The organism is Photobacterium sp. 270122K (genome assembly GCF_059941365.1).
Genome location: NZ_JBPOEN010000007.1, coordinates 240,497 through 266,662, shown reverse-complemented (window position 1 = coordinate 266,662; position 26,166 = coordinate 240,497). Strand labels below are relative to the sequence as shown.

17 protein-coding genes and 7 tRNA genes are annotated in these 26,166 nt (G+C 50.2%); 16 read left to right on the top strand and 8 right to left on the bottom strand.

The features are described from left to right. Positions 1-156 precede the first annotated feature (156 nt). The 3 genes from ACSF8W_RS14570 (at position 157) to ACSF8W_RS14560 (ending at position 4,072) form a co-directional block, all read left to right on the top strand. Positions 157-1,425, top strand: a complete 1,269-nt coding sequence (locus ACSF8W_RS14570) for an outer membrane protein transport protein (RefSeq protein ID WP_500847986.1) — start codon at positions 157-159, stop codon at positions 1,423-1,425. Between the two features lie 379 nt (positions 1,426-1,804). After that, entirely contained in the window at positions 1,805-3,106 is a 1,302-nt protein-coding gene (locus ACSF8W_RS14565) for an outer membrane protein transport protein (RefSeq protein WP_500847985.1), read from the top strand. Between the two features lie 321 nt (positions 3,107-3,427). Then, positions 3,428-4,072, top strand: coding sequence for a trimeric intracellular cation channel family protein (locus ACSF8W_RS14560; RefSeq protein WP_500847984.1), 645 nt, complete (start codon positions 3,428-3,430; stop codon positions 4,070-4,072). Between the two features lie 190 nt (positions 4,073-4,262). Here the strand turns inward: ACSF8W_RS14560 and aroC are convergent, their stop codons facing one another. The 4 genes from aroC to ACSF8W_RS14540 all read right to left on the bottom strand — a co-directional run bounded on the left by aroC (position 4,263) and on the right by ACSF8W_RS14540 (position 11,402). Then, on the bottom strand, positions 4,263-5,348 hold the full coding sequence (gene aroC / locus ACSF8W_RS14555) for a chorismate synthase (protein ID WP_428479063.1): 1,086 nt from the start codon (positions 5,346-5,348) through the stop codon (positions 4,263-4,265). 275 nt (positions 5,349-5,623) lie between these two features. After that, on the bottom strand, positions 5,624-6,886 hold the full coding sequence (gene rluF, locus ACSF8W_RS14550; protein ID WP_500847983.1) for a 23S rRNA pseudouridine(2604) synthase RluF: 1,263 nt from the start codon (positions 6,884-6,886) through the stop codon (positions 5,624-5,626). A gap of 293 nt (positions 6,887-7,179) precedes the next feature. Further along, positions 7,180-10,308, bottom strand: coding sequence for a multidrug efflux RND transporter permease subunit (locus ACSF8W_RS14545; protein ID WP_500847982.1), 3,129 nt, complete (start codon positions 10,306-10,308; stop codon positions 7,180-7,182). Then, positions 10,308-11,402 (bottom strand): efflux RND transporter periplasmic adaptor subunit, encoded by a 1,095-nt coding sequence (locus ACSF8W_RS14540; RefSeq protein WP_500847981.1) that lies wholly within the window; start codon positions 11,400-11,402, stop codon positions 10,308-10,310. Before ACSF8W_RS14540 ends, ACSF8W_RS14545 begins: the two co-directional genes overlap by 1 nt. 236 nt (positions 11,403-11,638) lie before the next feature. Here ACSF8W_RS14540 and ACSF8W_RS14535 point away from each other — a divergent pair. The 8 genes from ACSF8W_RS14535 (at position 11,639) to ACSF8W_RS14500 (ending at position 15,577) form a co-directional block, all read left to right on the top strand. Beyond that, positions 11,639-11,723 (top strand) — tRNA-Tyr (locus ACSF8W_RS14535). 131 nt (positions 11,724-11,854) lie between these two features. Further along, positions 11,855-11,939, top strand: a tRNA-Tyr gene (locus ACSF8W_RS14530). Between the two features lie 52 nt (positions 11,940-11,991). Continuing rightward, positions 11,992-12,076, top strand: a tRNA-Tyr gene (locus tag ACSF8W_RS14525). 53 nt (positions 12,077-12,129) lie between these two features. Beyond that, positions 12,130-12,214, top strand: a tRNA-Tyr gene (locus tag ACSF8W_RS14520). 53 nt (positions 12,215-12,267) lie between these two features. After that, a tRNA-Tyr gene (locus ACSF8W_RS14515) sits at positions 12,268-12,352 on the top strand. Between the two features lie 53 nt (positions 12,353-12,405). Further along, positions 12,406-12,490 (top strand) — tRNA-Tyr (locus ACSF8W_RS14510). A 46-nt stretch (positions 12,491-12,536) separates the two neighbouring features. Beyond that, positions 12,537-12,621: transfer RNA gene (locus tag ACSF8W_RS14505), tRNA-Tyr, on the top strand. A gap of 1,195 nt (positions 12,622-13,816) precedes the next feature. Then, complete coding sequence (locus ACSF8W_RS14500) at positions 13,817-15,577, top strand: response regulator (protein WP_500847980.1); 1,761 nt, start codon at positions 13,817-13,819, stop codon at positions 15,575-15,577. Here the strand turns inward: ACSF8W_RS14500 and ACSF8W_RS14495 are convergent. Then, positions 15,572-16,543: a glutathione S-transferase family protein gene (locus tag ACSF8W_RS14495; RefSeq protein ID WP_500847979.1), complete on the bottom strand. Its 972-nt coding sequence runs from the start codon at positions 16,541-16,543 to the stop codon at positions 15,572-15,574. The two genes, ACSF8W_RS14500 and ACSF8W_RS14495, sit on opposite strands and share 6 nt — an antisense overlap. A 131-nt stretch (positions 16,544-16,674) precedes the next feature. Beyond that, on the bottom strand, positions 16,675-16,923 hold the full coding sequence (locus ACSF8W_RS14490; protein WP_428477840.1) for a GlsB/YeaQ/YmgE family stress response membrane protein: 249 nt from the start codon (positions 16,921-16,923) through the stop codon (positions 16,675-16,677). Between the two features lie 186 nt (positions 16,924-17,109). Between ACSF8W_RS14490 and xthA the strand changes: the two genes are divergently transcribed. Together xthA and grxB are read left to right on the top strand one after the other, a co-directional pair. After that, positions 17,110-17,916, top strand: a complete 807-nt coding sequence (gene xthA / locus ACSF8W_RS14485) for an exodeoxyribonuclease III (RefSeq protein WP_500847978.1) — start codon at positions 17,110-17,112, stop codon at positions 17,914-17,916. Positions 17,917-17,986: 70 nt separating this feature from the next. Further along, entirely contained in the window at positions 17,987-18,637 is a 651-nt protein-coding gene (gene grxB / locus ACSF8W_RS14480; RefSeq protein WP_500847977.1) for a glutaredoxin 2, read from the top strand. Positions 18,638-18,813: 176 nt separating this feature from the next. Here grxB and ACSF8W_RS14475 read toward each other — a convergent pair whose 3' ends face one another. Further along, positions 18,814-19,617, bottom strand: coding sequence for a transporter substrate-binding domain-containing protein (locus ACSF8W_RS14475; RefSeq protein ID WP_500847976.1), 804 nt, complete (start codon positions 19,615-19,617; stop codon positions 18,814-18,816). Between the two features lie 213 nt (positions 19,618-19,830). Between ACSF8W_RS14475 and ACSF8W_RS14470 the strand changes: the two genes are divergently transcribed. Next, on the top strand, positions 19,831-21,591 hold the full coding sequence (locus ACSF8W_RS14470) for an ABC transporter substrate-binding protein (protein ID WP_500847975.1): 1,761 nt from the start codon (positions 19,831-19,833) through the stop codon (positions 21,589-21,591). A gap of 116 nt (positions 21,592-21,707) precedes the next feature. Here the strand turns inward: ACSF8W_RS14470 and ACSF8W_RS14465 are convergent, their stop codons facing one another. Beyond that, positions 21,708-22,031, bottom strand: a complete 324-nt coding sequence (locus ACSF8W_RS14465; protein ID WP_500847974.1) for an ArsR/SmtB family transcription factor — start codon at positions 22,029-22,031, stop codon at positions 21,708-21,710. Between the two features lie 175 nt (positions 22,032-22,206). On the opposite strand from ACSF8W_RS14465, the gene ycaO reads away from it, so the two are divergent. Continuing rightward, positions 22,207-23,967: a 30S ribosomal protein S12 methylthiotransferase accessory factor YcaO gene (gene ycaO / locus ACSF8W_RS14460; RefSeq protein ID WP_500847973.1), complete on the top strand. Its 1,761-nt coding sequence runs from the start codon at positions 22,207-22,209 to the stop codon at positions 23,965-23,967. Positions 23,968-24,468: 501 nt separating this feature from the next. Then, a complete protein-coding gene (locus ACSF8W_RS14455) occupies positions 24,469-25,983 on the top strand; it encodes a DUF3360 family protein (protein ID WP_500847972.1) in 1,515 nt (504 codons plus the stop codon). Positions 25,984-26,166 lie beyond the last annotated feature (183 nt).

Below are 26,166 nucleotides of genomic sequence, written 5' to 3'. Positions count from 1 at the left end.
TTTAAATACTCAATTTATTCAATAGTTTAAATGAAAAAACAGATAAACTGGCTAACTGGTCAGATTTGATGCGTTGTTGTGCCCCCATACAATCTGCCCCAATCTGCGCTCGAACGTAGAAGAAAACAAAAAAATACCATTAGGAATAACTATAAAATGAACAAGAAGCGTCTGTTTACACAATCGATGGTAGCAGCAGCCATCACCCTGGCGTCACAGCAAGCACTGGCGGCCGGTTTCCAATTGAATGCACAATCTGCAACTGGCCTTGGCCGTGCGTTCGCCGGTGATGCGGTTATCGCAGATAACGCGTCAGTGATGTCACGTAACGCCGCCGCAATGGCCTTGTTTGACAAGCCTGCCCTGTCGCTGGGTCTGAATGCCGTTAGCACCGACATCAGTGTAAAAAATGCCAACTATGCTGGCCTTTCTACTGGGTTTAAACCGACCAGCCTTGACGAGCAGTCAATTGGTGATACCGCTTTAGTACCGAATATCTACTATATCCACCCTATCAATGAAAAGTGGACCGTGGGTGCAGGCGTGTACTCCAACTTCGGTACGAAAACTGAATTTGACGACAACTTTGCAGCTAACGAATATGGCGGCCTGACGGACGTGAAAAGCGTGAACTTTGCGCTAAGCACCGCCTACCGCATCAATGAACAATGGAGCGTAGGTGGCGGCCTAGACATCATCTACGGTGCCGGTAAGTTACAACGTTCAAACAAGACCATCGAAAATGTGGTTGGTGCCATGACGAAAGTTAAAGGCCCTCTACTGGATGTCGATGCTGACGGTGTTGCACTGGGTTGGAACGTGGGTACCGTATTTGAACTGAATGAAGATAACCGCTTTGGTTTGTCTTACCGCTACAGCCCAGAGCTAGAAGCCGAAGGTGATATCCACTTCCAAACTGGTGGTGGCGATCTCAGCAACGAAAAACTGCTTATGCCATTGCCTGACATGGCCGAGTTCTCTGGTTACCACCGTTTAAACCAACAGTTCGCAGTACACTATAGCGTACAGTGGATCGGTTGGAGCGCCTTTGACAAGCTAGAAACAAGTGGTGGCACTGAGCTGAACTCCTACAACTGGAAAGACGGTTGGCACTATGCGCTGGGCGGTACCTACTACATGAACAACGACTGGACGCTACGTGCCGGTTACATGTACGACACCAGCGCGCAAGATCAGAAAACCTCTATCTCTGTACCAGACTCTGATCGTCAATGGTTCTCAGGCGGCTTCACTTACCACCTAGACAGCAAGTCTAACATCGACTTTGGTGTCACCTACCTTGTAGGTAAAGACGTTGACGTGACTGAAAATACCACAGCGGGTCCAATTCCAATTTCTGGTATCCAAGCGACAACCCGTGCCAATGCATGGCTATACGGTATTCAGTACAGCCGTTCATTCTAATTCAGCGAACACTATCGTTTCGTATTATAAAAGGGAGCCTTCGGCTCCCTTTTTGTTATCTCGCCGATTATCGCCATAAATTTCCGTAATTTTACGACGCTATACGCAATATTGACCTGTCATTTCCCCCTCTCCTTCCTCTCAACACCCACTTTCAGTGAACAACGCGTCGCTGAAAAACGTTTGCGCTTGGACACGTGTACGCTGAAATCTCATCCGACCAGATTTCATTGTTTATTTTTTACCACTAATAAAACCATAAAAATAAAATAAACCAGCATTTAATACTTAATTAAGTAATTTCATAAAGAACAACTTAAAGCAATTACTCTAAGGCGTATGATCCGCGCTATTGAATTTCAGCGAACACTGTAGACTGATGAATAAGAATAAAATTACGCTTTCTGTAGCAGCGGCACTTACACTGGGCTTTAGCGCCAACACAATGGCAGCGGGTTTCCAGCTGGCAGAATACTCTGCAACCGGCCTTGGCCGTGCATTTGCCGGTGAAGCGGCCATGGCCGACAACGCCAGCGCACAATTTCGCAACCCTGCCATGCTGACTTACCTTGAAGGTACGCAGATTTCGGTGGGTGCTATCTATGTTGATCCGAATATCGATGTAGAAGGTGATGTGAGCGTGATGGGTAAACCGCTAGCATCAACAAAAGCGGGCGATATCGCGCATGCTGCTGTCATTCCTAATTTCTATCTTTCACATCGTCTGAATGAGCAGTGGGCGCTAGGTCTAGCATTTGCAACTAACTACGGTATGGAAACGGAACTGGGTGGTGATTTCATCGGTACCATGTTCGGCAACCAAGCCAACGTTTTCTCTGTTGAAATCAACCCGAACGTCGCTTACAAGATCAATGATCAATTCAGCGTCGGTGCCGGTGTCCGTTTTGTGATGGGTGAAGGCCACATTGGTGCGTCTGTACCGGGTAACCTGCCATCTACAATCACTGGCAACAAGTTCCTTGATGGCGTGATCAATTCCATGGAAGGCAAAGACCTGAAATACATGGAAGGTGAAGACACCGCGTGGGGCTGGCAGTTAGGTGCCGCATGGCAGATCAACGACGCTAACCGCATCGGCTTCAACTACCGTTCAGCGGTTGATCTGAACCTAGAAGGCGAAGCGTCTGGCGTGATCTATGGCCAAAATCGCTCAGGCAGCATGGCATTAACCCTACCTGCCACCGCTGAATTGGCCTCTTTCCACCAGCTAACTGACAAGCTAGCAATGCACGCCAGCGTTAACTGGACCGACTGGAGCACCTTCGACAAACTGGAAGCGAAGATTCCTGGCTACGGTACTGGCACTGACCTGATCAAAGAAGAAAACTGGGAAGACAACTACCGCTTCGCGGTCGGTACGACTTACCAGTACACCAGCAAGCTAGCATTGCGTACCGGTGTGGCATACGACATGTCAGCGGTAAGCGATGAGCACCGTACCCAGACGATCCCTGAAACTGATCGCATCTGGCTAAGTGTGGGTGCCGGTTACCAGTACTCTGAGAACTTGAACTTCGATGCAGGCTTTACCTACATCATCGCCAAAGATGCACCAATGACAGAAGATCTGGAAGTGGGCGGCAACACCATGGCGAATATCACCGGTGAAACTACCGGTAGCGTATGGCTAGTGGGTGTTCAGGCGAACTACCGTTTCTAAGGTTTCAACAGCGGTACGATGGTACTTCGGCCCTAAGGGCGATATACCATCAAACTGTATAATATCCTGCAAAGGGGCAACGTTGGTTGCCCCTTTTCTTTATCGCTTACTCCCATTCCCGCACCCTCTCACTTTCTACAACATCACACATCACACATCACGACAGCGTCAACGTTCCATAGGGTCTCAGAGCCGTTTTCTCGCCTTTAAAGACATGAATCTATTTCATCTATACACATAATCTATTCATTAGACGCTGATAAAACTGAGACTTAGAATACGTTTATCCTTTGCATACGCTTTTAAACATCGATTTTATTCATGCTATTAACCACACTTTACATCATCGGGATCACGGCGGAAGCCATGACGGGTGCACTTGCCGCCGGTAAACGTCACATGGACTGGTTTGGTGTCATGCTGGTCGCCAGCGCCACGGCCATTGGCGGCGGTACCGTTCGCGATATCCTGCTCGGCCACTACCCATTAGGCTGGGTCGCTAACCCACAATACTTGGTGATCACCTGCGTTGCAGGTCTGTTTACCACCCTTGTCGCCCCTTGGGTTGTACGTTTTCACAAAGTTTTTGTCTTGCTCGATTCGCTCGGCTTGATTGTCTTTAGCATTATTGGTTGCCGTGTCGCGATGGACATGGGGCTATCACCGTTGATCTGTATTGTTGCCGCCGTGGTGACGGGCGTATTTGGTGGTTTGCTGCGTGATTTAATCACTCGTCGTCCACCGATGGTACTGCACAAAGAACTCTACGCTTCTGTGGCATTCATTGCGGGCGGGATGTATTACGGCCTGCTTTACTTAGGCATTGATGAAACCATCGTGACCATCGCAACATTGGTTGTCGGCTTCAGTCTTCGTGTCGCGGCCGTACAATTTAGTTGGAGTCTGCCGGTGTTCCACTTTGATGACGTGGAAGCCAAGCAAGACAGTGCGAAGTCCCAGGGCTAACACTAAGCGCCAAAGCAACATCTTCGGGTAAAGCCATAAACGACGGTCAACACACCTCCCCCTTGTGTTGACCGTCTTTGCCGCTATACGGCTTCCCCCCAGAACCGTATAACACGCGCAAAAAAAGAGCAGGCACATCTTTGTTTCAGCCAATTTTTCTGGCATCTCGACGCTCTTTATCTTCGAGACTCTAGATCTTCGGCGTTTCCGTCACCACATCGGCATTTTGCCCACGATGACGCAGCAGATGATCCATCAAGGTGATCGCCAACATCGCTTCAGCAATCGGCACCGCACGGATCCCGACACACGGATCATGACGCCCTTTGGTGATCACTTCCGTGGTATCCCCTTGGCGTGTAATGGTTTCACCCGGTACAGTAATACTGGAGGTCGGTTTCAAAGCAATGTGCGCCACAATGTCTTGCCCTGAAGAGATGCCCCCCAAAATGCCACCCGCATGGTTGGTTTTGAAACCGTCTGGCGTCATCGCATCACGGTGCTCACTGCCACGCTGCGCGATCACATCAAAACCATCCCCAATTTCGACCCCTTTCACGGCATTAATGCTCATTAACGAGTGGGCGATATCCGCATCTAAGCGATCAAACACTGGCTCACCAAGCCCGACAGGGACATTTTGCGCCACCACCGTCAGCTTCGCGCCAATGGAATCGCCGTCTTTCTTTAGCTGGCGGATCAAGGCATCCAGTGCCTCGACTTTGTCAGCATCGGGACAGAAAAAGGCGTTTTGTTCGATTTGATCCCAGTCGACCGTATCAATTGTCACATCACCCATTTGTGATAAATACGCGCGCACTTCAATGCCGTGTACTTGCTTGAGGTATTTTTTGGCCACGGCACCTGCCGCGACACGCATGGCGGTTTCACGGGCAGACGAGCGGCCACCACCACGGTAGTCACGTACCCCGTATTTTTGGTGGTAGGTGTAATCAGCATGCCCCGGACGGAACACATCTTTAATGTTGGAGTAATCTTTTGAGCGTTGATCGGTATTTTCAATCAACAGACCAATGGAGGTACCAGTGGTTTGTCCTTCAAACACCCCTGACAGAATTTTTACTTCATCCGGTTCGCGGCGTTGTGTCGTGTATTTTGAGGTACCCGGACGGCGACGATCGAGATCGTGCTGCATGTCGGCTTCCGTCAAGGCAAGGCCTGGCGGGCACCCATCAATGATACAGCCCAAAGCGAGCCCGTGACTTTCGCCAAACGTGGTCACGCGAAACAGTTGTCCTATTGTATTGCCTGCCATTACTTCCTCTGTCTTTTTTATCGCTCACCGCGTTTGGCGCATCGTGTTAACGACCAATCACCCTTCGGTGTGCTGTTGTTTTCATCAATGAGTACATAGTGCTAATTCAACGCACCGATTGCAAGTCGTGATTACCACTTCCCCCTCACAAGGCGTCAGTACGGCCTCGCCGCATTCTCTTCCGTTACAGCAAAACTGCAAAATAAAAAAACGGGCACCCGAAGGTACCCGTTGTTTTCACTGAAAAAAGCCTGATTCCACAACCAATGTGTCTATTAAGCGTCTTTCTTTGATTTCCATTTCTTGATGCTGCTTGAGCCACCGTTGCGCGGGCTGCCAGCTTCATCATCGCGAGATGGGCGACGGTGACCAGGTTGCACACCACGGCCTGGACGCACTGCATTACCACGACCGTTCTCTGGGCGGGTGTTTGAACGCTGATCTTGACGTTGATCGTGACGAGCGTCCTGACGACGATCTTGACGCGTATCATTACGCTGCTCTGAACGGCCATGACCACGGTTATCAGCACCGCGATTATCCGCTGAACGGCTGTCAGAACGGCGGTTATCGGCATAGCGATTTTCACTACGGCGCGGCTCAGAGCGGCGGTTATCAGAGCGGCTACCGTCACGGTCATTGTGCTGACGCTTACGGTTAAACTCACTTTTCCCGTCGTAGGTTTTGTATTTGATTTTGTCTTCATCACGACAGGCTTGCTGACGGCTGTCGTACAGCTTCGCATCCGTCGCTTTTTGGATATCCTGTCCGTGCGCATCTGTACGTGACGCTTCTTCTGTCTTACTGGAATCCGAAATCATGCTGTGAATCTCAGCAATTTCAGCATCCGTCAGGTAACGCCATTTGCCGTTTGGCAAACCATCAATACTGATGTTCATGATACGCACGCGGCGCAGTTTGAAAACGTCGTAACCCAATGCTTCACACATACGGCGGATCTGACGGTTCAGACCTTGCGTCAGTACGATACGGAATGAGTAGTTGGTTTCTTTGGTGACCTTACATGGCAGCGTCACGGTATCAAGAATTTCCACACCCGAAGCCATCTTGGCGATGAATTCGTCCGTAATCGGCTTATCGACACGCACTACATATTCTTTCTCGTGTGAGTTGCCGGCGCGCAGAATTTTATTAACGATGTCACCGTCGTTAGTCAAGAAGATCAAACCGTCAGACGGCTTATCCAAACGACCGATTGGGAAAATACGCTTACGGTGGCCAATGAAGTCAATGATGTTATCTTCAATATGACGCTCTGTGGTACAGGTGATCCCGGTTGGCTTGTTCAGCGCGATATAAATCGGCGCTTCTTTCGTACGCAGTGGCTTGTCGTCAACCAGTACGTCGTCACCCGGCATAACTTTCACCCCCATCTCTGGCACTGTGCCATTGATGGTCACCCTTCCTTGATCAATAAGCTTGTCCGCCTCACGGCGTGAGCAATAGCCTGTATCACTGATAAATTTGTTCAAACGCACGGCTTGGCCGGCTGTATCTTGAGGCTGATTCTGAGACATGATGTTCTTCTACACTAAGCGTTTCGCAACGCGATCAAGGTTAGATAAGTATTATAGCTTGGCTATGTGGCCGCCATTCTAACAAGAGCTGATCCTATTAGGAAAGAAAACCGCTTTTCTTGCACTTCCCCCTTCCCTAGACACTCGAAAACTCGCTACGAGATTCTAAGCTCTCGGTGCTTACCATAAAAAAACCTGCTTCACCCATAAGGCAAAGCAGGCTGTTATCAAAAACGGGCGATTATCAAGAGTGAAGGGAACTCACCGTATCTATCACGCTTACCCGCACCGCATTAGCGCGGTGTCGCTTGACCCTGCTCCTCGTGAGCGGGGTTATGCTCCAACAACGCTTGCTCCAACTGCTCGGCCACATAGCCTGGCGATTGCGTGTTACCTGACATCAAACGGTACATCGCAGGGATCACAATCAAGGTGACCAAGGTCGCAAAGGCCATGCCGAAGAACACCACGGTACCCACCGCAATGCGGCTTTCTGAACCCGCACCCGTTGAGAAAATCAACGGCACCGCCCCGAACAAGGTGGTAAACGCGGTCATCAAAATCGGGCGCAAACGACGCTCTGACGCATCAATGATCGCTTGTTCAAACTCGACCCCTTTATCACGCAACTGGTTGGCAAACTCGACAATCAGGATGCCGTTCTTGGTCACCATACCGATCAACATGATCATGCCGATCTGACTGAAAATATTGAGGCTTTGTCCCATGACCAGCAAGCCCACTAAACCGCCGAAAATCCCCATCGGCACGGTCAGCATCACTACCATCGGGTTAATGAAGCTTTCAAACTGCGCCGCCAGTACCAAGTAGGCCACCAATAAGGCCAACCCGAACACCATCAGAATACTGCTCTGGTTTTCACGGAAGTCCTTCGATTCACCGCCGTAATCAATCACGATATCACTTGGCAGGCGCTCAATGGCTTCATTATCCAAGAAATCCAGAGCTTCACCCAAAGTGTAACCGGCTGTTAGGTTCGCTTTCAGTGTGATCGATTTCTGCTTCTGGTTGTGACTCAGACGCTGCGCTGACGCCACTTCTTCGACCGTCGCGACCGACTCTAAGGTGATCAACTGACCGGTTTTGGTACGCACATAGATCTGGCTCAGATCGGTGGCATTGTTGAAGTTCTTTTCATCACCGCGCAGATACACATCGTACTCTTCTCCGCGATCGACAAACGTGGTTTCACTGCGGCCACCCAACATGATTTCCAGCGTTTCTGCGATATCAGAAACAGGGATCCCCAGCTCTGCCGCACGCGGGCGGTTCACCGACACCACCAATTCTGGCGTGGTTTCGGCGTAGTCCAAGTCCACCCCTTCCATCATGCCGCTTTCTTCTGCCAGCACTTTCAGTTCCGTCGCCCACTTAAACAGCTCTTCATAATCCGCACCGTTCAGCAGGAACTGTACTGGCTCAGACGAACCACCACGGAAACCCGGCATAAATGGCCACACGCGAATATCCGGGATCCCTTGCAGGGCTTTGCGCACCATGCCGAGGGCATCGGTCGCACTCATGTCGCGATCTTCCCAGTTTTCCAACTGCATAATCACAAAGCCGGTCTGATCCCCCGCTCGCCCACCAAACGCTGGCGTCTGAATAGACACGGATTTCAGTACACCTTGCCCGACCATCGGTAGCAAGCGGCTTTCTACCTCTTCAATATTGCCCACCATGCGGTTATAACTGGTCCCTTCTGCGCCTTTTACAAACGCAAAGATCACGCCACGGTCTTCTTGCGGGGCTAACTGCGCGGGCACCATTTTCATCATCACCACGCTCAAGCCAATAAAGCCGAGAATGATCACTGGCGCCCCGTAACGGTAGCGTACAGAAGCCGTTACTACCTTACGGTAGCCTCGTTCCAACTTACCAAATAGACGATCAATGAACACATTGAACGCACTCGGCTTCACGTTCGCCTTGAGCAATTTACTGCCCAGTACCGGACTGAGCGTCAACGCCACAATCGAGGAGAAGATCACCGCCACAGCGAGCAGCACCGAGAATTCAGTAAACAGCGGCCCGACCATGCCATCCATAAAGGAGATCGGCAGGAACACCATCACCAACACGACGGTGGTTGCCACCACGGCAAAGCCCACTTCACGGGTACCTTTATATGCTGCAAGCAGAGGCGGTTCGCCTTTTTCGATATGGTGATAGATGTTTTCCACCACCACGATGGCGTCATCTACCACCAAGCCGATCGCCAGAATCAAGGCCATCAAGGTCAACAAGTTGATCGAGAACCCTAAGAAGTACGCCACCATAAAGGCTGAGATCAACGACACCGGAACCGTTACGGCCGGGATCAAGGTCGCGCGCGCCTGACCGATGAAGATGTATAACACCAGAACCACCAGCAAACCGGTGACAAACAAGGTGCTATAAACTTCCTGAATCGAACGGTCGATAAACACGGTGGAATCATAATCCACGTACAACTCGGTTCCCGCGGGCAAGAAGCGCTGCATCCGATCCACTTCGGCGTACACGTCATCTGCCACGTTTAGCGGGTTGGCATCGGTCATGGTGACGATACCCAAGCTTAAGTTCGCAATGCCGTTATTTTTGAAGGTGGCATTTTCGTTCTGTGCGCCGATGGCCACTTTGGCCACATCTTTTAAATAGATAGGCGAGCCATCTTCAGCCGTGCGTACCACAAGGTATTCAAAATCTTGCGCAGTACGGTAAAGACGCGCGGTACGCACAGACATGGTGGTGGTGTCGTTACGCACTTCACCGCCGGGTAACTCCACGTTCTCATCATTCAGTGCTTTGACAATGTCGTTACTGGTGACGCCACGACCGGCCATTTGTGCCGGCTGCAACTTCACGTACATCACGCGGTACAAGGCACCACTGAGATCCACAGAACTGACACCATTGATCAAGTTAAAGCGATCCATCAGCACACGTTCGGCATAATCGGTCAGCTGAGAGCGATCCATGGTGCTCGACGTCAGGTTGACGTATACCGCCGGCTCACCCGAACCGTTGTCTTTCGACACCACAGGATCATCGGCTTCGTCCGGTAGACGACGTTGCGCACGAGACACCGCATCACGCACATCACTGACCCCTTCGGTCAGATCCCAGCCCATCTCAAATTCAATTTGGATCCGCGATGAACCATTACGGGTGGTGGAGGTGATATTTTCGATCCCGCTGATCCCCGACAGCTGATCTTCCAGCACCGTGGTGATCCGGCTTTCCATGATCGAGGCGGATGCCCCTTTATAACTGGTCGATACGCTGACCACCGGGTTTTCGACATCGGGCATTTCTCGCACAGACAGTTTCGAGAATGACACCGCACCAAACACACACAGCAGCAAGCTCAAAACAATGGCGACAACCGGACGTTTAACCGAGACATCTGACAACCACATCAGGCTTTATCTCCCTGCTTCTTCTGCTTTCCCGGCGTTGTCGCCATCAAGTCATTCACTTTCACCCCGTCGCGCATGTTCACTAACCCTTGCACCACAATGCGATCGCCAATCTTAATACCCGATTCAATCACCACTTCATCTTCCACGCGGGCACCCAGCGTCACTTCCGTGCGATGGGCTTTACCGGCTTCATCCACCAGATACACAAAACGTTTGGTGCCGGAATATTCCAGTGCTTGCACAGGGATCACGGCTGCATCTTGGGGAGTAAAGGCAATATTGGCTGCCATCAGCATGCCCGGCTTGAGTTTGCCATCCGCATTATCAAACGCCACACGGATACGAATGTTCAGGGAATCGGTCTGAACACGTGAGTCCACGGCTTGAATCGTGCCGCTAAACGCGTGATCCGGCCATGCCTGACTGGTCGCGTTAACGCGCATGCCTTTGGCTAAGAAAGAGAGGTATTGCTCAGGTACCTGAATATCCAAGCGCATTAAAGAGAGATCATCGAGAGAGAACAGCTCGCTACCGGCACTGAGCATGTGGCCTTCACTGAAATCAATCAGGCCAACGGTGCCGTCAAACGGCGCCAGAATCGCGTGATCATCCAAGTCCGCTTTGGCTGCTTTTAAACGGGCTTGAGCAATATTGACACTGGCTTGCTGCGCATCGATTTCTGTTTGCGTGATCGCGCCGCGATTAGACAGACGCTTAAACTCACCCAATTTGCGCTTTTCATCTGCCAAATACGCTTGCGCTTCGGCATATGCCGCTTGCACACGCGCATCATCCAGTTGAATTAACAGCTCGCCCTTTTTCACGGTGGTATTCACGCCCACCACGATAGCATCGACGCGGGCAGCAACCTGGGTCGCCACATTCACTGAACGCTGCGCAGCCAATTTACCGACCAACGACAATGACTGCGCCACCGGATGAGAAGCAACCTGCCCCGTGGTCACTGGGATCGCACGTCCCGCGCCCGGCCCGGCCGGTTGCTCTGCCGCCACCGAGGTACCGTGAAAGTAGAAATAACTGCCGCCAGACAATGCTGCTGTCACTAATGCCGCAACAAGGACTTTTTTCATGCTCAAACCCATCAAAAATATTCTGCGCGAATAATAGCGGAAGCTAGGCTTTCGCGCGGTAAAGAAGTGTAAAGAAAAGCAATAATACGTTTACACCTTGTTCTAAACTGCGGCTTACCCCGCCATAACGCCACCGCAATCGGCAACATGATGAAAATAGCAGCAAACAACACAGATTTATGATGAAAAAGGTTTACAGTTCCCAATGGTTTGCTAATATTCGCCCCGCACTCCGTGGAGGGGTTCCCGAGTGGCCAAAGGGATCAGACTGTAAATCTGACGGCTCTGCCTTCGAAGGTTCGAATCCTTCTCCCTCCACCATTATTCTTGAAAGCTGTTCCTTACTTAGTGTATGGTACGTCTTTCCGGCAACAATCAGTCACTAGCCCGATTGATTTATCTCTTATTGGTGATTATCCAATAATGAATTGCCAAAAAATGCATTACCCCGTGGAGGGGTTCCCGAGTGGCCAAAGGGATCAGACTGTAAATCTGACGGCTCTGCCTTCGAAGGTTCGAATCCTTCTCCCTCCACCATCATTTTAAAGAAATGCTTCGGCGTTTCCGGCCGTAAAAAGCAACACCCCGTGGAGGGGTTCCCGAGTGGCCAAAGGGATCAGACTGTAAATCTGACGGCTCTGCCTTCGAAGGTTCGAATCCTTCTCCCTCCACCATCATTTTAAAGAAGTGCTCCGGCGTTTCTGGCTGTAACAATGCAACACCCCGTGGAGGGGTTCCCGAGTGGCCAAAGGGATCAGACTGTAAATCTGACGGCTCTGCCTTCGAAGGTTCGAATCCTTCTCCCTCCACCATCATTTTAAAGAAATGCTTCGGCGTTTCTGGCTGTAACAATGCAACACCCCGTGGAGGGGTTCCCGAGTGGCCAAAGGGATCAGACTGTAAATCTGACGGCTCTGCCTTCGAAGGTTCGAATCCTTCTCCCTCCACCATCATTTTAAAGAAATGCTACGGCGTTTCTGGCTGTAACAATGCAATACCCCGTGGAGGGGTTCCCGAGTGGCCAAAGGGATCAGACTGTAAATCTGACGGCTCTGCCTTCGAAGGTTCGAATCCTTCTCCCTCCACCATCATTCTAAAGAAGTGCTTCGGCATTTCTGGCTATAAACGCCCTGTGGAGGGGTTCCCGAGTGGCCAAAGGGATCAGACTGTAAATCTGACGGCTCTGCCTTCGAAGGTTCGAATCCTTCTCCCTCCACCATCATTCAAGCCAGTTGCGCAAGCGACTGGCTTTTTTTGTGCCTATTTTTTATGCCAGTGCGAACACACTGCTTGCTCAGCTTTCATCTCCTTCCTTATTCATACTCTTCTTTCGCTTTCTCTGCCTTTTTCTACCCTATCCCGCTCTTAACGCAAAGCCAACGCCATCATCATGCCCATCTTATCTCATCCTGCTTTTCATCTCACTTTCATCCTCGCCCCCGCTCGACGCTTCGCCTTCGTCGCAGCGAACAACCAGCATCGAAGACACCCCTAATACTCTTTACATTTCACTGACCTTGATTCCCAGCGCTATACCGACGCTGACACCATAGCCCCGCGTTAAAAATGCGGTATTCAACCCACTCCCAATATCAGCCCATCAAGGAGCGATCTCCTCTACATTAGCCTCATGAGGGAGCGGCCATCACGCTATTATCACACTGATATAAATTAATGAGTCACTGACAACCGAATTATATAACACGTTAAATTTTTGATTTTAAAGCGCTTTATCACCACCCACATCTAAATGCATCATGCTTTTTATAATCCGACTATAACTTCATTCCTTTTAGGGATAAGCACTAAGATAACGACGTCGTTGCCATGCCATCAACACCATACTTTGTACGCGTGTTTATGCGTGAACAACGAAAAGCATGATTGATAGCCCTTAAGGCATGCTGATTTACTGCATCTTTTCTGTGCATTTTGAGAGGACGGATTCTCTTTTTTTTCTCAACATCACACGGTCAATACCATGAGTCACGACAACACCACTTGCCACCATCCTGCGCTTATCAAAGTAAAACGCAGCCTATTTCAGCGTTTCTTCTACCGAGCCATTTACTACTGTAATGCCTGCGAAACCTACATTCGAATGAAATAAACCATGAGCCAAGATAAAAAAAGAGTCCGTGCTATTATCCGTCAAAAACACGATGAGCACTTAAAGGCGGTCAGGAAAAAAATGTTGTCATCCATGCGTGAAGCGCAACCGAAGTAGAACGCGGTATCCACGAAAGTGTCACGCCTGCGCGGGTGACAATAAGCCCGGCTATCCCAACCTAAGCACAAAAGCATGGATGCTCGCTAAAAAAGCCGCTTGTTACTCGCATTCCTTACCTACGCATTATCGCTTTTACTGTCCACCTTCTACACTAAGATCAATACTCTGTGTTTCGGACAAGGATATGTCGACTCCCACTGCACTGCCGCTATCGGCTCACATACTCATCGTTGATGATCAACCCAGCGCCGCAATGATGCTCAAAAGCGTCCTGCACACACTCGGCGTTAAAACGGTCGACATCGCCCATGATCACCGCCAAGCGATCAGTCAATGCCGCAAACACGCCTATCACCTTTTGTTTGTCGATTACCATTTAGATGGCCCGATCACCGGCCCGGAACTGCTCCACTTACTGAAAAAGCGTCAGCACATCACAACACATTGTGGCATTATCATGCTTTCTGGCGATCGCAGCACAGAAGTGATCCTCACCGGTTTAACCATGGCGCCAGATGGCTTTCTCACCAAGCCCATTACCACGCAACGGGTACAAAAAGCCCTGACAACCACCTTGCACAGTGTCATGCAACGCCAACCCATCCACGATGCTATTGCTGGCGGTGATATTTCCTCAGCCATCTCGCTATGCCAACAAACCTTATCTCGCACCGGTTATCAACCAAAGTTAGCCGAACACCTTTGGGCGTTGTTACGTCAAACCGGGCAATGGGATGCGCTTTCCGCCTCACTCACACAATGGAAAACACACCCGCCAAGTGCACAGTGGCAACGCTTCACCGCGTATTGTCATCACCACCGCGGCGACCACCAACAAGCGATTACAGGCATAGAAGCACAGATTACCCGTACGCCGTTACAGCTTGAGTTATATGATGATTTGGCTGATTACCTCACGCAAAGCGGGCAATATCACCGCGCGTTACAAATAGCAAAAGAAGCGCAGGCCTTTACCCCTAGCATCCAACACCGCGTGTTAACCGTCGCAACGCTTGCCGCGCACACCGATAATGCGGCACTGCTACTCAAAACAGGCCGGACGCTCGCTAACCATTTACCTATCATTGATGTGGGCTGGATTGTCAGCTTAGCCAAATACTTTGCCATTTTTGAGCGCACGTACTTTGCACATTCGTCGGTGGCGTTTCGCCGTGAACTCAAGCAGGCCTTAAAAGGGATTGATCATAAAGCGTCGCTGCGGATCTTACCGGCACAGCGTCCTTACCTGACCTGTTACGGGCATATAATGATGGCGCGTTTACAATTGGGGAACCAGCAAGCACTGAAAGCGAAACGCCGTGTGATGATGGGGTTATCGGGGTATTTCAACCAGCTATCACGCTTACCTTCCGTGATGCTGGCCGATGCGTTGCCGTTATTGCTACATTTGGGCGAAACCCAATTGATCGCAGCCTGTCGCCGAGTCTTGGCCAGCCGTGATCAATTTGATGATCACAGCGTTAAGCGCCTACAGGCGCTGAAACAAAATACCGTATTGATCCAAGCCATTTCGCCGTTAGAAAGCCAATTGCATGATGCCCATACCCTGCTAACACTGGCGCCGCATCAAGCCATTGGCCGCTATAAAACCCTATTGCAACATTATCCATTGTGCAGCGAAGCCAATTTGGGGTATTTACAATGCCAACTGGCCCTTGGTCACGCGTGCGACAGCCATGCCCTGCAAGCCATTAGCGCCATGCCCCTGCCAGATAACCTGGCGGACTGGCGACAGCGCCTGCTTGTGCAATGGCGTGAAGCCGACGACGTACACACCAACAATGCACCAACGTGGCACAACACCGGGCCATCGAACAGGGTTACTCATCAGCGACCACCGTGCACGCCTTCAGCCGATCATGTTTTACATCGCAATAAGCGTATTACCGCCTTTTTACCGCCCCCAATACCGACGATGTCATAGCGCAATTTCGCCGTCACGCCCATGGGGAGAAGTGAAATCCAACGCGGGCCCTAACGGCACGATACCCGTTGGATTGATGGTGGTATGGCTGGCGTAGTAATGGCGTTTGATGTGGGGAATATCGACGGTTTGTGCAATACCCGGTTGTTGATAGAGCGCTTTGAGGTACGCCTGCAAATGGGGATAATCGGCGATACGCTGTTTATTGCATTTGAAATGTCCGACATACACCGCATCAAACCGCACTAGCGTCGTAAACAGACGCCAATCAGCTTCTGTGATCTGGTTGCCTGCCAGATAGCGATGCGTGGCTAGGTGTGCATCCACCGTATCGAGCGCCGCAAACAGTGCCTCATAGGCAAGATCGTAAGCCTCTTGCGTCGTGGCAAAACCACAACGGTACACGCCGTTATTGATCGCCGGATAGATCAACGCATTCCACTGTTCGATCTCCTCTTGCAAATTCGCCGGGTAATAATCCGCTGTATTGCCTGTCAGCCCATTGAATGCGGTATTAAACATGCGGATGATCTCAGCAGATTCGTTACTCACAATGGTGTGTGTGTGCGTATCCCACAACACAGGCACCGTGACGCGGCCGGTGTAATCCGGTTTGGCTTTCGTGTACAACTGATGCAAAAAATCGAAGCCATAATGTGGCTCTGGCTGATCGAATGCCCAGCCTTTATCGCGCATATCCGGGCTCACCACCGTGACACCCATATGGGGAACAAGCCCTTTCAGCTGACGGAAAATCAAGGTGCGATGCGCCCACGGACACGCCAACGACACATACAGATGGTAGCGGCCAGATTGTGCAGGAAAGCCCTGCTGGCCCTCAGGCCCCGCCTCTCCTTCTGGCGTTAACCAATGACGAAAACCCGCATCTTCACGAACAAATTTCCCGTCATTGTTTTTCGTGTCATACCACACATCATGCCACACACCCTGTACTAATTTGCCCATCTTGCTGCCCTCATGTTTTACATCACTGAATGTCTGTTAATGAAAAACAGTATAGGCAGGAAGATGCGGCATGTCGGCAGGGCTAATTGAACCAACTTGGTCAAAATAGTTGAACAAGTTTCCCTGCTGATTTAACGAATGAACTTGTTGTAGACAAACAATAATATAAAGGCGCCTAACGTGGCAGTAATGAGGCTACCAATGTTCACCCCCGTGGCCGCCCCCAGACCAATGAAAGAGCCAACCCAGCCGCCAACAAATGCGCCCCCGATCCCCAGTGCCATGGTGGCAATCCAACCGCCGCCATCATCGCCTGGCATCAACCACTTCGCCAGCGCACCGGCCAGCAACCCCAAAATGATCCACGAAAGAATGCCCATCGTTATCTCCTCTGTCATGATGGTTCACACATTACCGTTGAGCATAGACGAGATCTTTTCCCCTCGACGTTTCACTTCATGCTCACAATGTGTGTTAGTATTTTTTCCATTCCTGTCACCTCATGGACACGTGAGGGATCATTCCGGACTCCGGCCTTGCTGCCGACGCTATATTGGAATTAAATAATGAAAGTCATTTCCTTCAACATCAATGGATTACGCGCTCGCCTTCACCAACTTCAAGCGATCATCGACAAGCACCAGCCTGACATCATCGGTCTACAAGAGATCAAAGTGCACGATGAGGCCTTCCCGCTCGCCGACGTTGAAGCCATGGGTTACAAGGTGTATTTCCACGGCCAAAAAGCCCACTACGGCGTGGCCATGCTGTGCAAACAAACGCCCATTGAGGTACGTAAAGGGTTTCCGACCGATGACGAAGACGCACAACGCCGCATGATCATGGCGACCTTTGCCCAAGAAAACGGCAAAAATGTCACGGTACTCAATGGCTACTTCCCACAGGGGGATAACGTCAGCCACGAAACCAAATTCCCCGCCAAAGAAAGATTCTATGCCGATTTGATGACGTATCTGAATACCCACCATACGCCAGACGATGAACTGATCATTATGGGTGACATCAACATTAGCCCTACGGATTTAGATATTGGGATTGGCCCGGCCAATGCTAAACGCTGGCTGAAAACCGGCAAATGTTCATTCCAGCCGATTGAACGTGAATGGCTGGCGACTTTGCTGAACTGGGGCTTCGTGGATACGTTCCGCCAATCTCACCCAGCGGTAGACGACCAATATTCATGGTTTGATTACCGTTCAAAAGGCTTTGATGACAACCGTGGGCTGCGCATTGATGTGGTCTTGGCGACCCCGTCATTGGCTGCGCGCTGTATTGACGCGGGGATCGACTACGCATTACGTGGCATCGAAAAACCGTCCGATCACGCGCCGATCTGGTCAACCTTCGAATAACCAATAACAGAACGCAATAACCTGACAGGGTCGCAGAGTCGGCTCGGTAATCATCAATGAAGGAGAGATCATGAAACTGTTCGTGTTTGACCACTGCCCTTTTTGTATCAAGGCAATGATGGTTGCCAGCTACAAACACATGGATGTGGAATGGGTGTACCTGCAAAATCATGACGTAGAGGCACGCATTGAGAAAGTAGGCGCAAACCTTGTGCCTATTTTGCAAAAAGACGATGGCACTTACATGGCCGAAAGTCTGGATATTGCCGCTTACCTTGATGCCTTTGACGGCCAACCGCAACTGACACCGGCCAAGCAAGACGTCCGTATTGCCGCATGGGCAGACGCGGCACGCCCGTTCAGCGGGAACCTGCAATTCCCTCGCTGGATGATGATCTCGCTACCAGAGTTTGGCTCACAAGCGGCAAAAGACTGGTTCATCAACAACAAAACCGCCATGATTGAGCAGCCGTTTGATCAGGCTTTTGCCCGTACGGATGAATACTTAGTGGGGTTGAATGCGTCTTACGCCATGTTAGATTGGCTGGTGTTGCCGTCTGAGCGCCATAACCGCCTCTGCTATGACGATGTCAATGTCTTCCCTGTTTTGCGTAACCACACGGTGATCAAAGGCGTTCAGTTCCCGCCTCGTGTACGCCAGTATATCGATGAAGTGGCAGCCCTTACGGGCATCCCGCTGTATGACGATGTGGCCGTGTAATGCACTGACACCGCAGTGATGTTCAACGTCACGGCAAGGCTGCCGTGGCGTTTTTACGTCATTGATTTATCGTCCTAATCGCTTCTTTTATACATCCATAGCTCTATAGCTCTATAGCTCTATAGCTCCATAGCTCCATAGCTCCATAGCTCCATAGAATAGTCCCATCGCACCTGCTAATAACCGTACACATCATAGTTAAAGTACGGTTCCGCCAACATTTGATAGATCCCTTTCGCCCGGATCGCCGTGATTGCTGCATTCAATCGCAGTTGTAACGGCCCGTCTTGCGGCCGCAGAGCAATACCAAAACCGTCCCCGATCCAAGCCGGATCACGTAACACAGGCCCAACAAAGGCGTACGCGCCTCCGCCCGGGGTATTAAGTACTGCGCTTTCTAAGACGGCGGCATCCGCCAAGACTGCCGCCACGCGGCCCGTAAACAAATCAGCATGCAGCCCTTCAATGGTATCCGAACGCACAATACGCGCCACGTCGCCAAACTGTGCCGTCAGGTAATGATCTTGGCTGGTGTCGCGGATCACACCGAGTGACACCCCGGTTAACCCCACTGGTGTAAAGGTTAATACGGTATCGCGGTGCGCCACATAACGGCTGGGGATTTGGGCGTATTTATCGGTAAATGTCACCTGCTGCCGCCGCACATCGGTCATCGACATCGCGGCAATCACCGCATCGTAACGGTGAGCGAGCAGATCGGGGATCAAAGCAGGCCATTCTCGGGCGACTATCTGACAACGCACCTTCATTTCTCGGCAAAGAGCGCGGGCAATATCGACATCAAACCCCATGATGCGGCCATTCGGCTCCGTCCAACTGAAAGGGGGGTAACTGCCTTCGACGGCAAATGTCACGGTCTGACGAGGTTCTTCTTCTGCCGACACTACCCAAAAGATCCCCCCAAGCAATAAGAAGACGGTGATGATCCACGCTATCGCCCATTTTACGCTTTTGTTCATTTTCACCCCCAGCTGCCGACGATCGCATTGAAAGACAGATTGAAAGACACATGACAAGACACAGAAAGCGTAACACAAAAACTAACACCCATTTAAATTCAAATAAACAGCATAAATAGTCACTCAGTATCTTTAAACCATTGCATTCAAGCCTATACATTCAGTCACTTATTTGGATAAAATGCTCTTAGCATCGAGATAACCGGATAAGCCATGATTAGCGTACTGTTTAAAAAATTCACTGTCGGCCTTCGCGGCACCGTCATCCTTGTCTCCGCTTTCTTTTCTATTGCTAGCCATGCGGCGTATGACGCGGCAAAAAAGCCCGTGACGCTCACTATCGTGCCGGAGCATCGTGATCAGATCATCGCGAACTTTAATCCGTTCTCGAAACTGAGTATGCCTACGACGCACCAATTCATGTTTGAACCCCTGATCATTTTCAACACCCTGCAAAATAACAAGCCCGAATACCGCTTAGCGGTGCATTACCGCTTGGACAAAGACTTAAAAGGGATCAGTTTTACCCTGCGCCAAGGCGTGAAATGGTCAGATGGCACCCCGTTTACCGCTGACGATGTGATCTACTCTTATTCACTCATCCAGCAACACCCCGAACTGGATGCCCATGCGATCAATCAATGGCTTGAACGCATTGAAAAACGCGGCCCGCATGAAGTCTATATGAAGCTAAAAAAACCCAATGCCTTGGTCGCGTACACCTTAGTGTTGCAGCCGATTGTGCCTAAGCACCAATGGGGAAAAGTGAAAGACATTGCCAATTTTACCAACGCTACGCCGATTGGCACCGGCCCCTTTACCGAAATTGCCGACCTTAACGACGACGCCTATCTGCAATGTGCCAATCCGCAATTCTGGCAAGCCGACCAACGCCACATTGACTGTTTGCGTTACCCGAAAGTGTCTAATAACGATGAATTCATTCGCGGTATTGCGAACGGTGAATTTGATTGGAGTGGCGGTTTTATTCCCGACATTGATCGCCGTTACGCCTCGTTTTCACCCAACTTTAAGTATTGGCTGCCACCTGCTAGTAACATCAGTTTGATGTTCAATTTCAAAACCACCCACCCAGAAATTCAGGCGATCTTTGAGCAAGTGGATTTTCGTCGAGCGATCTCCATGTCAATTCAACGCCAGCTCTTGATTGATATTGCGGCATTTGGGCAAGGGGAACCGTCACAATATGCGTCGGGGGTCAGTCCACAATTTAAAAACTGGGTTGACCCTATCAGTACCGAGAAATACTTGCCCTTCATGACGTTTAATCCGCTCCTTGCGGCCAACCGCTTGGACAAACTGGGCATTGTGGATCATGACGGTGATGGCTGGCGCGAATTGCCCTCTGGTGAGCCGTTGTCATTATCCTTGCTGACCCCCTATGGCTGGTCAGATTTCAACACCACGGCTTTACTGGTCAGTGAAATGCTTGGCCGCATCGGGATCCACGTCGAACCGGAAGAGAGTGAGTTCAGTGACTTTGTGCAACGCTTAGCGGATGGCCGCTACCAACTTGCGCTGACCAACTACCCAGAAGGATCGACCCCTTTCAAGTATTTCGATACCGCCTTCAACAGTGACTACCAATCGCCACAGTTTCCGCGCTATGCGATGCACTTTTATCAGGACCCACAAATCGATCATTTGCTCACGCAATTTCCATTGGCGACCAATGCCTATCAGCGCTTAGCCATTATTCGTCAACTTAACCGGATCACGGCGAGCCTGCAGATCACCGTACCGCTGTATAACACCGTGCAATTTTACCAATACAACACCGCACGTTTTGACGGCTGGTTTAACGAAAAGAACCCTATCGCCAGCCCATTAGCCTGGCCACAAGTGCCGGAGCGTCTGCTGCATGTCTTAGCGTTGCGACCGAAAAAAGTCGCAGCAGTTTCAGCCGCAAGCTCGACCACCGAACCGGCCTCAATACCGGCACAACCGCTGTAATAACAACAAAGGGCAGCCATACGGCTGCCCTTTCTTAATCTACGGTTTTGAACTCAATGCGGTAAAATTCAATACGTTCAACTGATAGTGATGGGGTGCATTCACGCTCCCACCGGTCATTCAGTCTTGTCGTCACACACCGATTCACATAACGGTGCCGCGCTGCAACATTCGTCACGCAAGAAATCAATCACGCCATCCAGCATCGCATACTGCGGAACACAATACAGAGTACGTCCCTCTCGCTCTTGTTTAAGCAAACCGGCAGAGACTAAGCCCGCAATATGGTGTGATAAGGTTGACCCTGGGATCCCCAATTCTTCCTGCAGCTTGCCAACCGGCAACCCCGCATGACCCGCTTTTACCAAGTGCTTATAGACGCCCAATCGTGTCGGGTGACCCAATTCTTTTAAGGCTTTGGCAACCGCATCCAGATCCATGTTTTTCCTCTCACTGAATCGCTAACGATGAATAGTTCGATAATAGCAGAAATAATTAATGACCAGCCACTGTTGTCACAACATCACGAAACACATTGACGGTGATCACATTTAGGTTTCTGGTTAACAATTGGGTATACTTCGTGCCACTCAACATCTTCCAACGAGAACAATAATGCAAACATTTATTCCCGGTAAAGACGCCGCGCTTGAAGTGTCTATCGAGCGTTTCCAAACCAAATTGAAAGACTTGGGTTTCAACATTGAAGAAGCCTCTTGGTTAAACCCTGTCCCTAACGTTTGGTCAGTACACATCCGTGACGTTGACGCACCAATGAACTTCACCAACGGTAAAGGCGCAACGAAAAAAGCGGCGTTGGCATCGGCACTGGGTGAATATTTTGAACGTTTGTCGACCAACTACTTCTACGCCGACTACTACTTGGGCGAAGATGTGGCAAACGGCGATTTCGTGCATTACCCGAATGAAAAATGGTTCCCGATTGATCTGGAAGACAACCTGCCACCTGAAGGCATTTTGGATGAGCGTTTAACCCAGTTTTATGATCCAACCCTTGAGCTACTGGGCACCGATTTAGTCGACCTGCAATCCAGCAACATGGAACGTGGGGTCTGCTGCCTGCCGTTTGAACGCCAGAGCGACAACGAAACGGTGTACATTCCAATGAACATCATTGGCAACCTGTACGTGTCGAATGGCATGTCAGCCGGTAACAACAAAACCGAAGCCCGCACCCAAGGGTTGTCGGAAGTGTTTGAGCGTAAGATCAAAAACCGCATTATTGCCGAGCGCATCAGCCTGCCGGAAATCCCAGCTGACGTGATCAACCGCTTCCCAGGCATCAAGGCCTCTATCGACACCCTTGAAGCCGAAGGTTTCCCGATTCTGTGCTACGACGCATCGTTGGGCGGTAAATACCCCGTGATCTGCGTGGTACTTCTGAACCCAGAAAACAGCACCAGCTTTGCGTCTTTCGGTGCGCACCCGCGCTTTGAAGTGGCTTTTGAGCGTACCGTCACCGAGCTGCTGCAAGGCCGTGGCCTGAAAGATTTGGATGTCTTCCCAGAGCCATCATTTGATGATGAAGAAGTGAGCGATCACCACAATCTAGAAACACACTTCATCGATTCATCAGGCTTAGTATCATGGGACATGTTCAAGAGCGAAGCGGACTTTGAGTTCGTTGACTGGAACTTCAGCGGTACATCAGAAGAAGAATTCAACCACCTGATGGCACAACTGCATGCCGAAGGCACTGATGCGTACATCGCTGATTATGATCACTTAGGTGTTGATTGCTGTCGCATCATCGTACCGGGCTGGTCTGAAATCTACCCGGTTGAAGAGCTGATTGAAGCCAACAATAACGTGGCGATGGAACTGCGTGAAACCTTGCTGGCCATCCCAAGTGTTGAATGGGATGCCGAGCAATACGCCGAAATGTTCCACATTTTGGAAGAAGAAGGCTTTGACGATTTTAACCGTCTGTACGAAATCATTGGTTTAGTCCCACAAGCCGGCGACGCTTGGCAAACCTTGCGCATTGGCGAGCTAAAAGCCCTATTGGCGTTGGCCGGTGGCGATCTGGAATTGGCCCTTGAACATGCAAGTTGGTGTGTGGACTACAACGTGTCTACGTACTCGGCAGAGCGTGCGCGCTTCTTCCGTTGCTTGGTCACCAGCCTGAAATTGGCATTGGATGATGACCGCGATCCAGCCCAGTACAAAGCCGTATTCGAACGCATGTTTGGCGCGGAGACTGTGGCAGCGGCATGGGGTTCCATTGAAGGCACCGTGCGTTTCTACGGCCTGACCGCGGGTGACTTGGGTATGACACAATTCCCTGCTCACCAGAAGCTAATGGCGTCTTACCACAAGCTACAAACCGCAAAACGCGTCCACGCTGCGCAGTAATCTGATCAATATGGCCGTGTCAGCACCTCGCTGACACGGCATTTGATGTATTTTGTTTACACTCAATTGTTCAGAAAAAACTCAAAAATAGTTTAATTGTGTGATGAATTTTTCAACAAACAGTTATTCATAAAATCACCAACGCCCCGTCAAACCCGCCCTTTCTCCGTCATCCATAAAGCCCATTCAAAACATAAGGTTAAAAAGAAAAATCACGCTAAATATATGCCCTAATTGACATTTTTCCTTATTAAAATTACTTCACACCTGATCACATTTGTTCTTTACACTCAATTTTTTTTGGTTATCTTCTTAGAATATTTTAGTGACAGTGATCGAGATCAATTCCATTCTTGTAGACAAACGGTAAACTGCTGTGAAATTTGGTGAAAATTAATTACATGCCCGTAGCGCAGCACCTGAAATGAGCACTTTCAGGCTATGAGTCCGTAATAACACCAAAACAATAAGAATTATTTTTTAACGTAGAACGAGGCACTTATGTCATCACAAGAAAGAAGTTATCAGGAGCTACATCGCCCTGCATCTGACTTCGCTAGTCGTTCAGACTATCTTGATCATGAGCTAAAAATCATGAAGCCACGTCGCTGGAAGCTTAACCTTCCTGGTCGTGATTTCCGATTTGAACTAGAAGATCTTGTCCCTGCTCTAGCAGGTACTATTGGTATTATCGCAATGTACTCTGCGGTAATGATGTCGTGGGCCGAAGGCCTAACTGCAGCTTGGGATCACGTTAATCTTGGAAAAGAGTTCGCGATCGAAGTTGCACGTGTAGAAATGTTAATTCCAGCGTTGCTGTTCTGTGTGCTGGCGTCGGGTTTATTCAACCCTCGCGCTAACCTAGCAGGCAACCACGGGCCAATGATCCCACTTATCGGCACGATCGCTCTTGCCGGTGCGCACCCTCTTGCATTGGCTCTACTGATCGGCGTATTTGGCCTTATTTTGAGCCTGCTAAAAGGTGGTTCAAAACTGGTTAACCTGACCTCAGAAGGCACCGCCGGTGGCTTGCTGATCTTCTTGGGTTTGACGGGCACCATGAGCCAAATTACGTCAATCCAAGAGTGGGCTGTTGGCCTTCAGTCAGCGACCGTTGAAGCAGGTAGCATGGGCTACGTTGGCTTGATCGTACTGACTGTGACGATTGCACTTTACGCATTCCTTGCAAAAGTGAACAAGCGTTGGTTGGCGATCCCTGTTTGTGCAGCGACTGGCCTTATCATTGCGCTGGCGCTTGGTGCAGGCTTTGATATCAAGTTTGTGACCGAAACCGGTCTACCAAACCTAAACCCAGTTTACTGGTGGGGCAGCACAGAAGAAGGTTGGATGCTTGGCTTGCCAAACGCAGAACACTTCATTGCGTCACTGCCTTTCGCCATCCTAGCTGTGGCAATGTGGTCACCTGACTTCCTGGGTCACCGTATTTTCCAAGAGCTAAACTATCCAAAAGGTGCGGATGACGTACTGATGGATGTTGATGACACCATGACAGTATGTTCTGTTCGTCAAATGGTCGGTACTGCAGTCGGTGGTGGTAACATCACATCGTCTTGGGGTACGTACATGATCCCAGCGGCGATCGCTAAACGCCCTATCCCTGCAGGTTCTATCTTGCTAGGTCTATTGGTGATGATCATCGCTATCCTTGGTTTCCCAATGGACGTTGCGGTATGGCCACCAGTAATGCGTATCGCACTACTAGTAGGCGTATCTCTACCGCTACTAGAAGCAGGTATGCAGATGGTTAAAGATGCGAAAGGCTCACAAGCGGCGGGTATCTGTATCTTCGGCTCTGCGGTTGTGAACCCAGTACTAGCATGGGCACTGACCATGCTATTAGACAACAACGGTTTGATCGGCGATAAAGAGCGCGCAGCGCGTCTGTCTTTCGTGGATAAAATTGTGATTCCTGTAGGTGTACTTGTGATCTGTGTGATTGCAATGCTTGCAGTTGGTATGTTCGAAGGCCAATACGGCATTCCAGCACTACTATAATTCGGTAAGGGCAGTGCATAGCGCTGCCCTTTCGCCAAAATAAGTCGTACTAAAACGAATAATCTGCTGTTCTAGTTGCTGACAGGACATTTGGTTATCCGTATTATTGTTACTTGAAGTGTACTGTCGCCCTAGGGCGGGCTGGCTCAACAGTCAACGCAGTACGTATTTTTTCTACTAAAA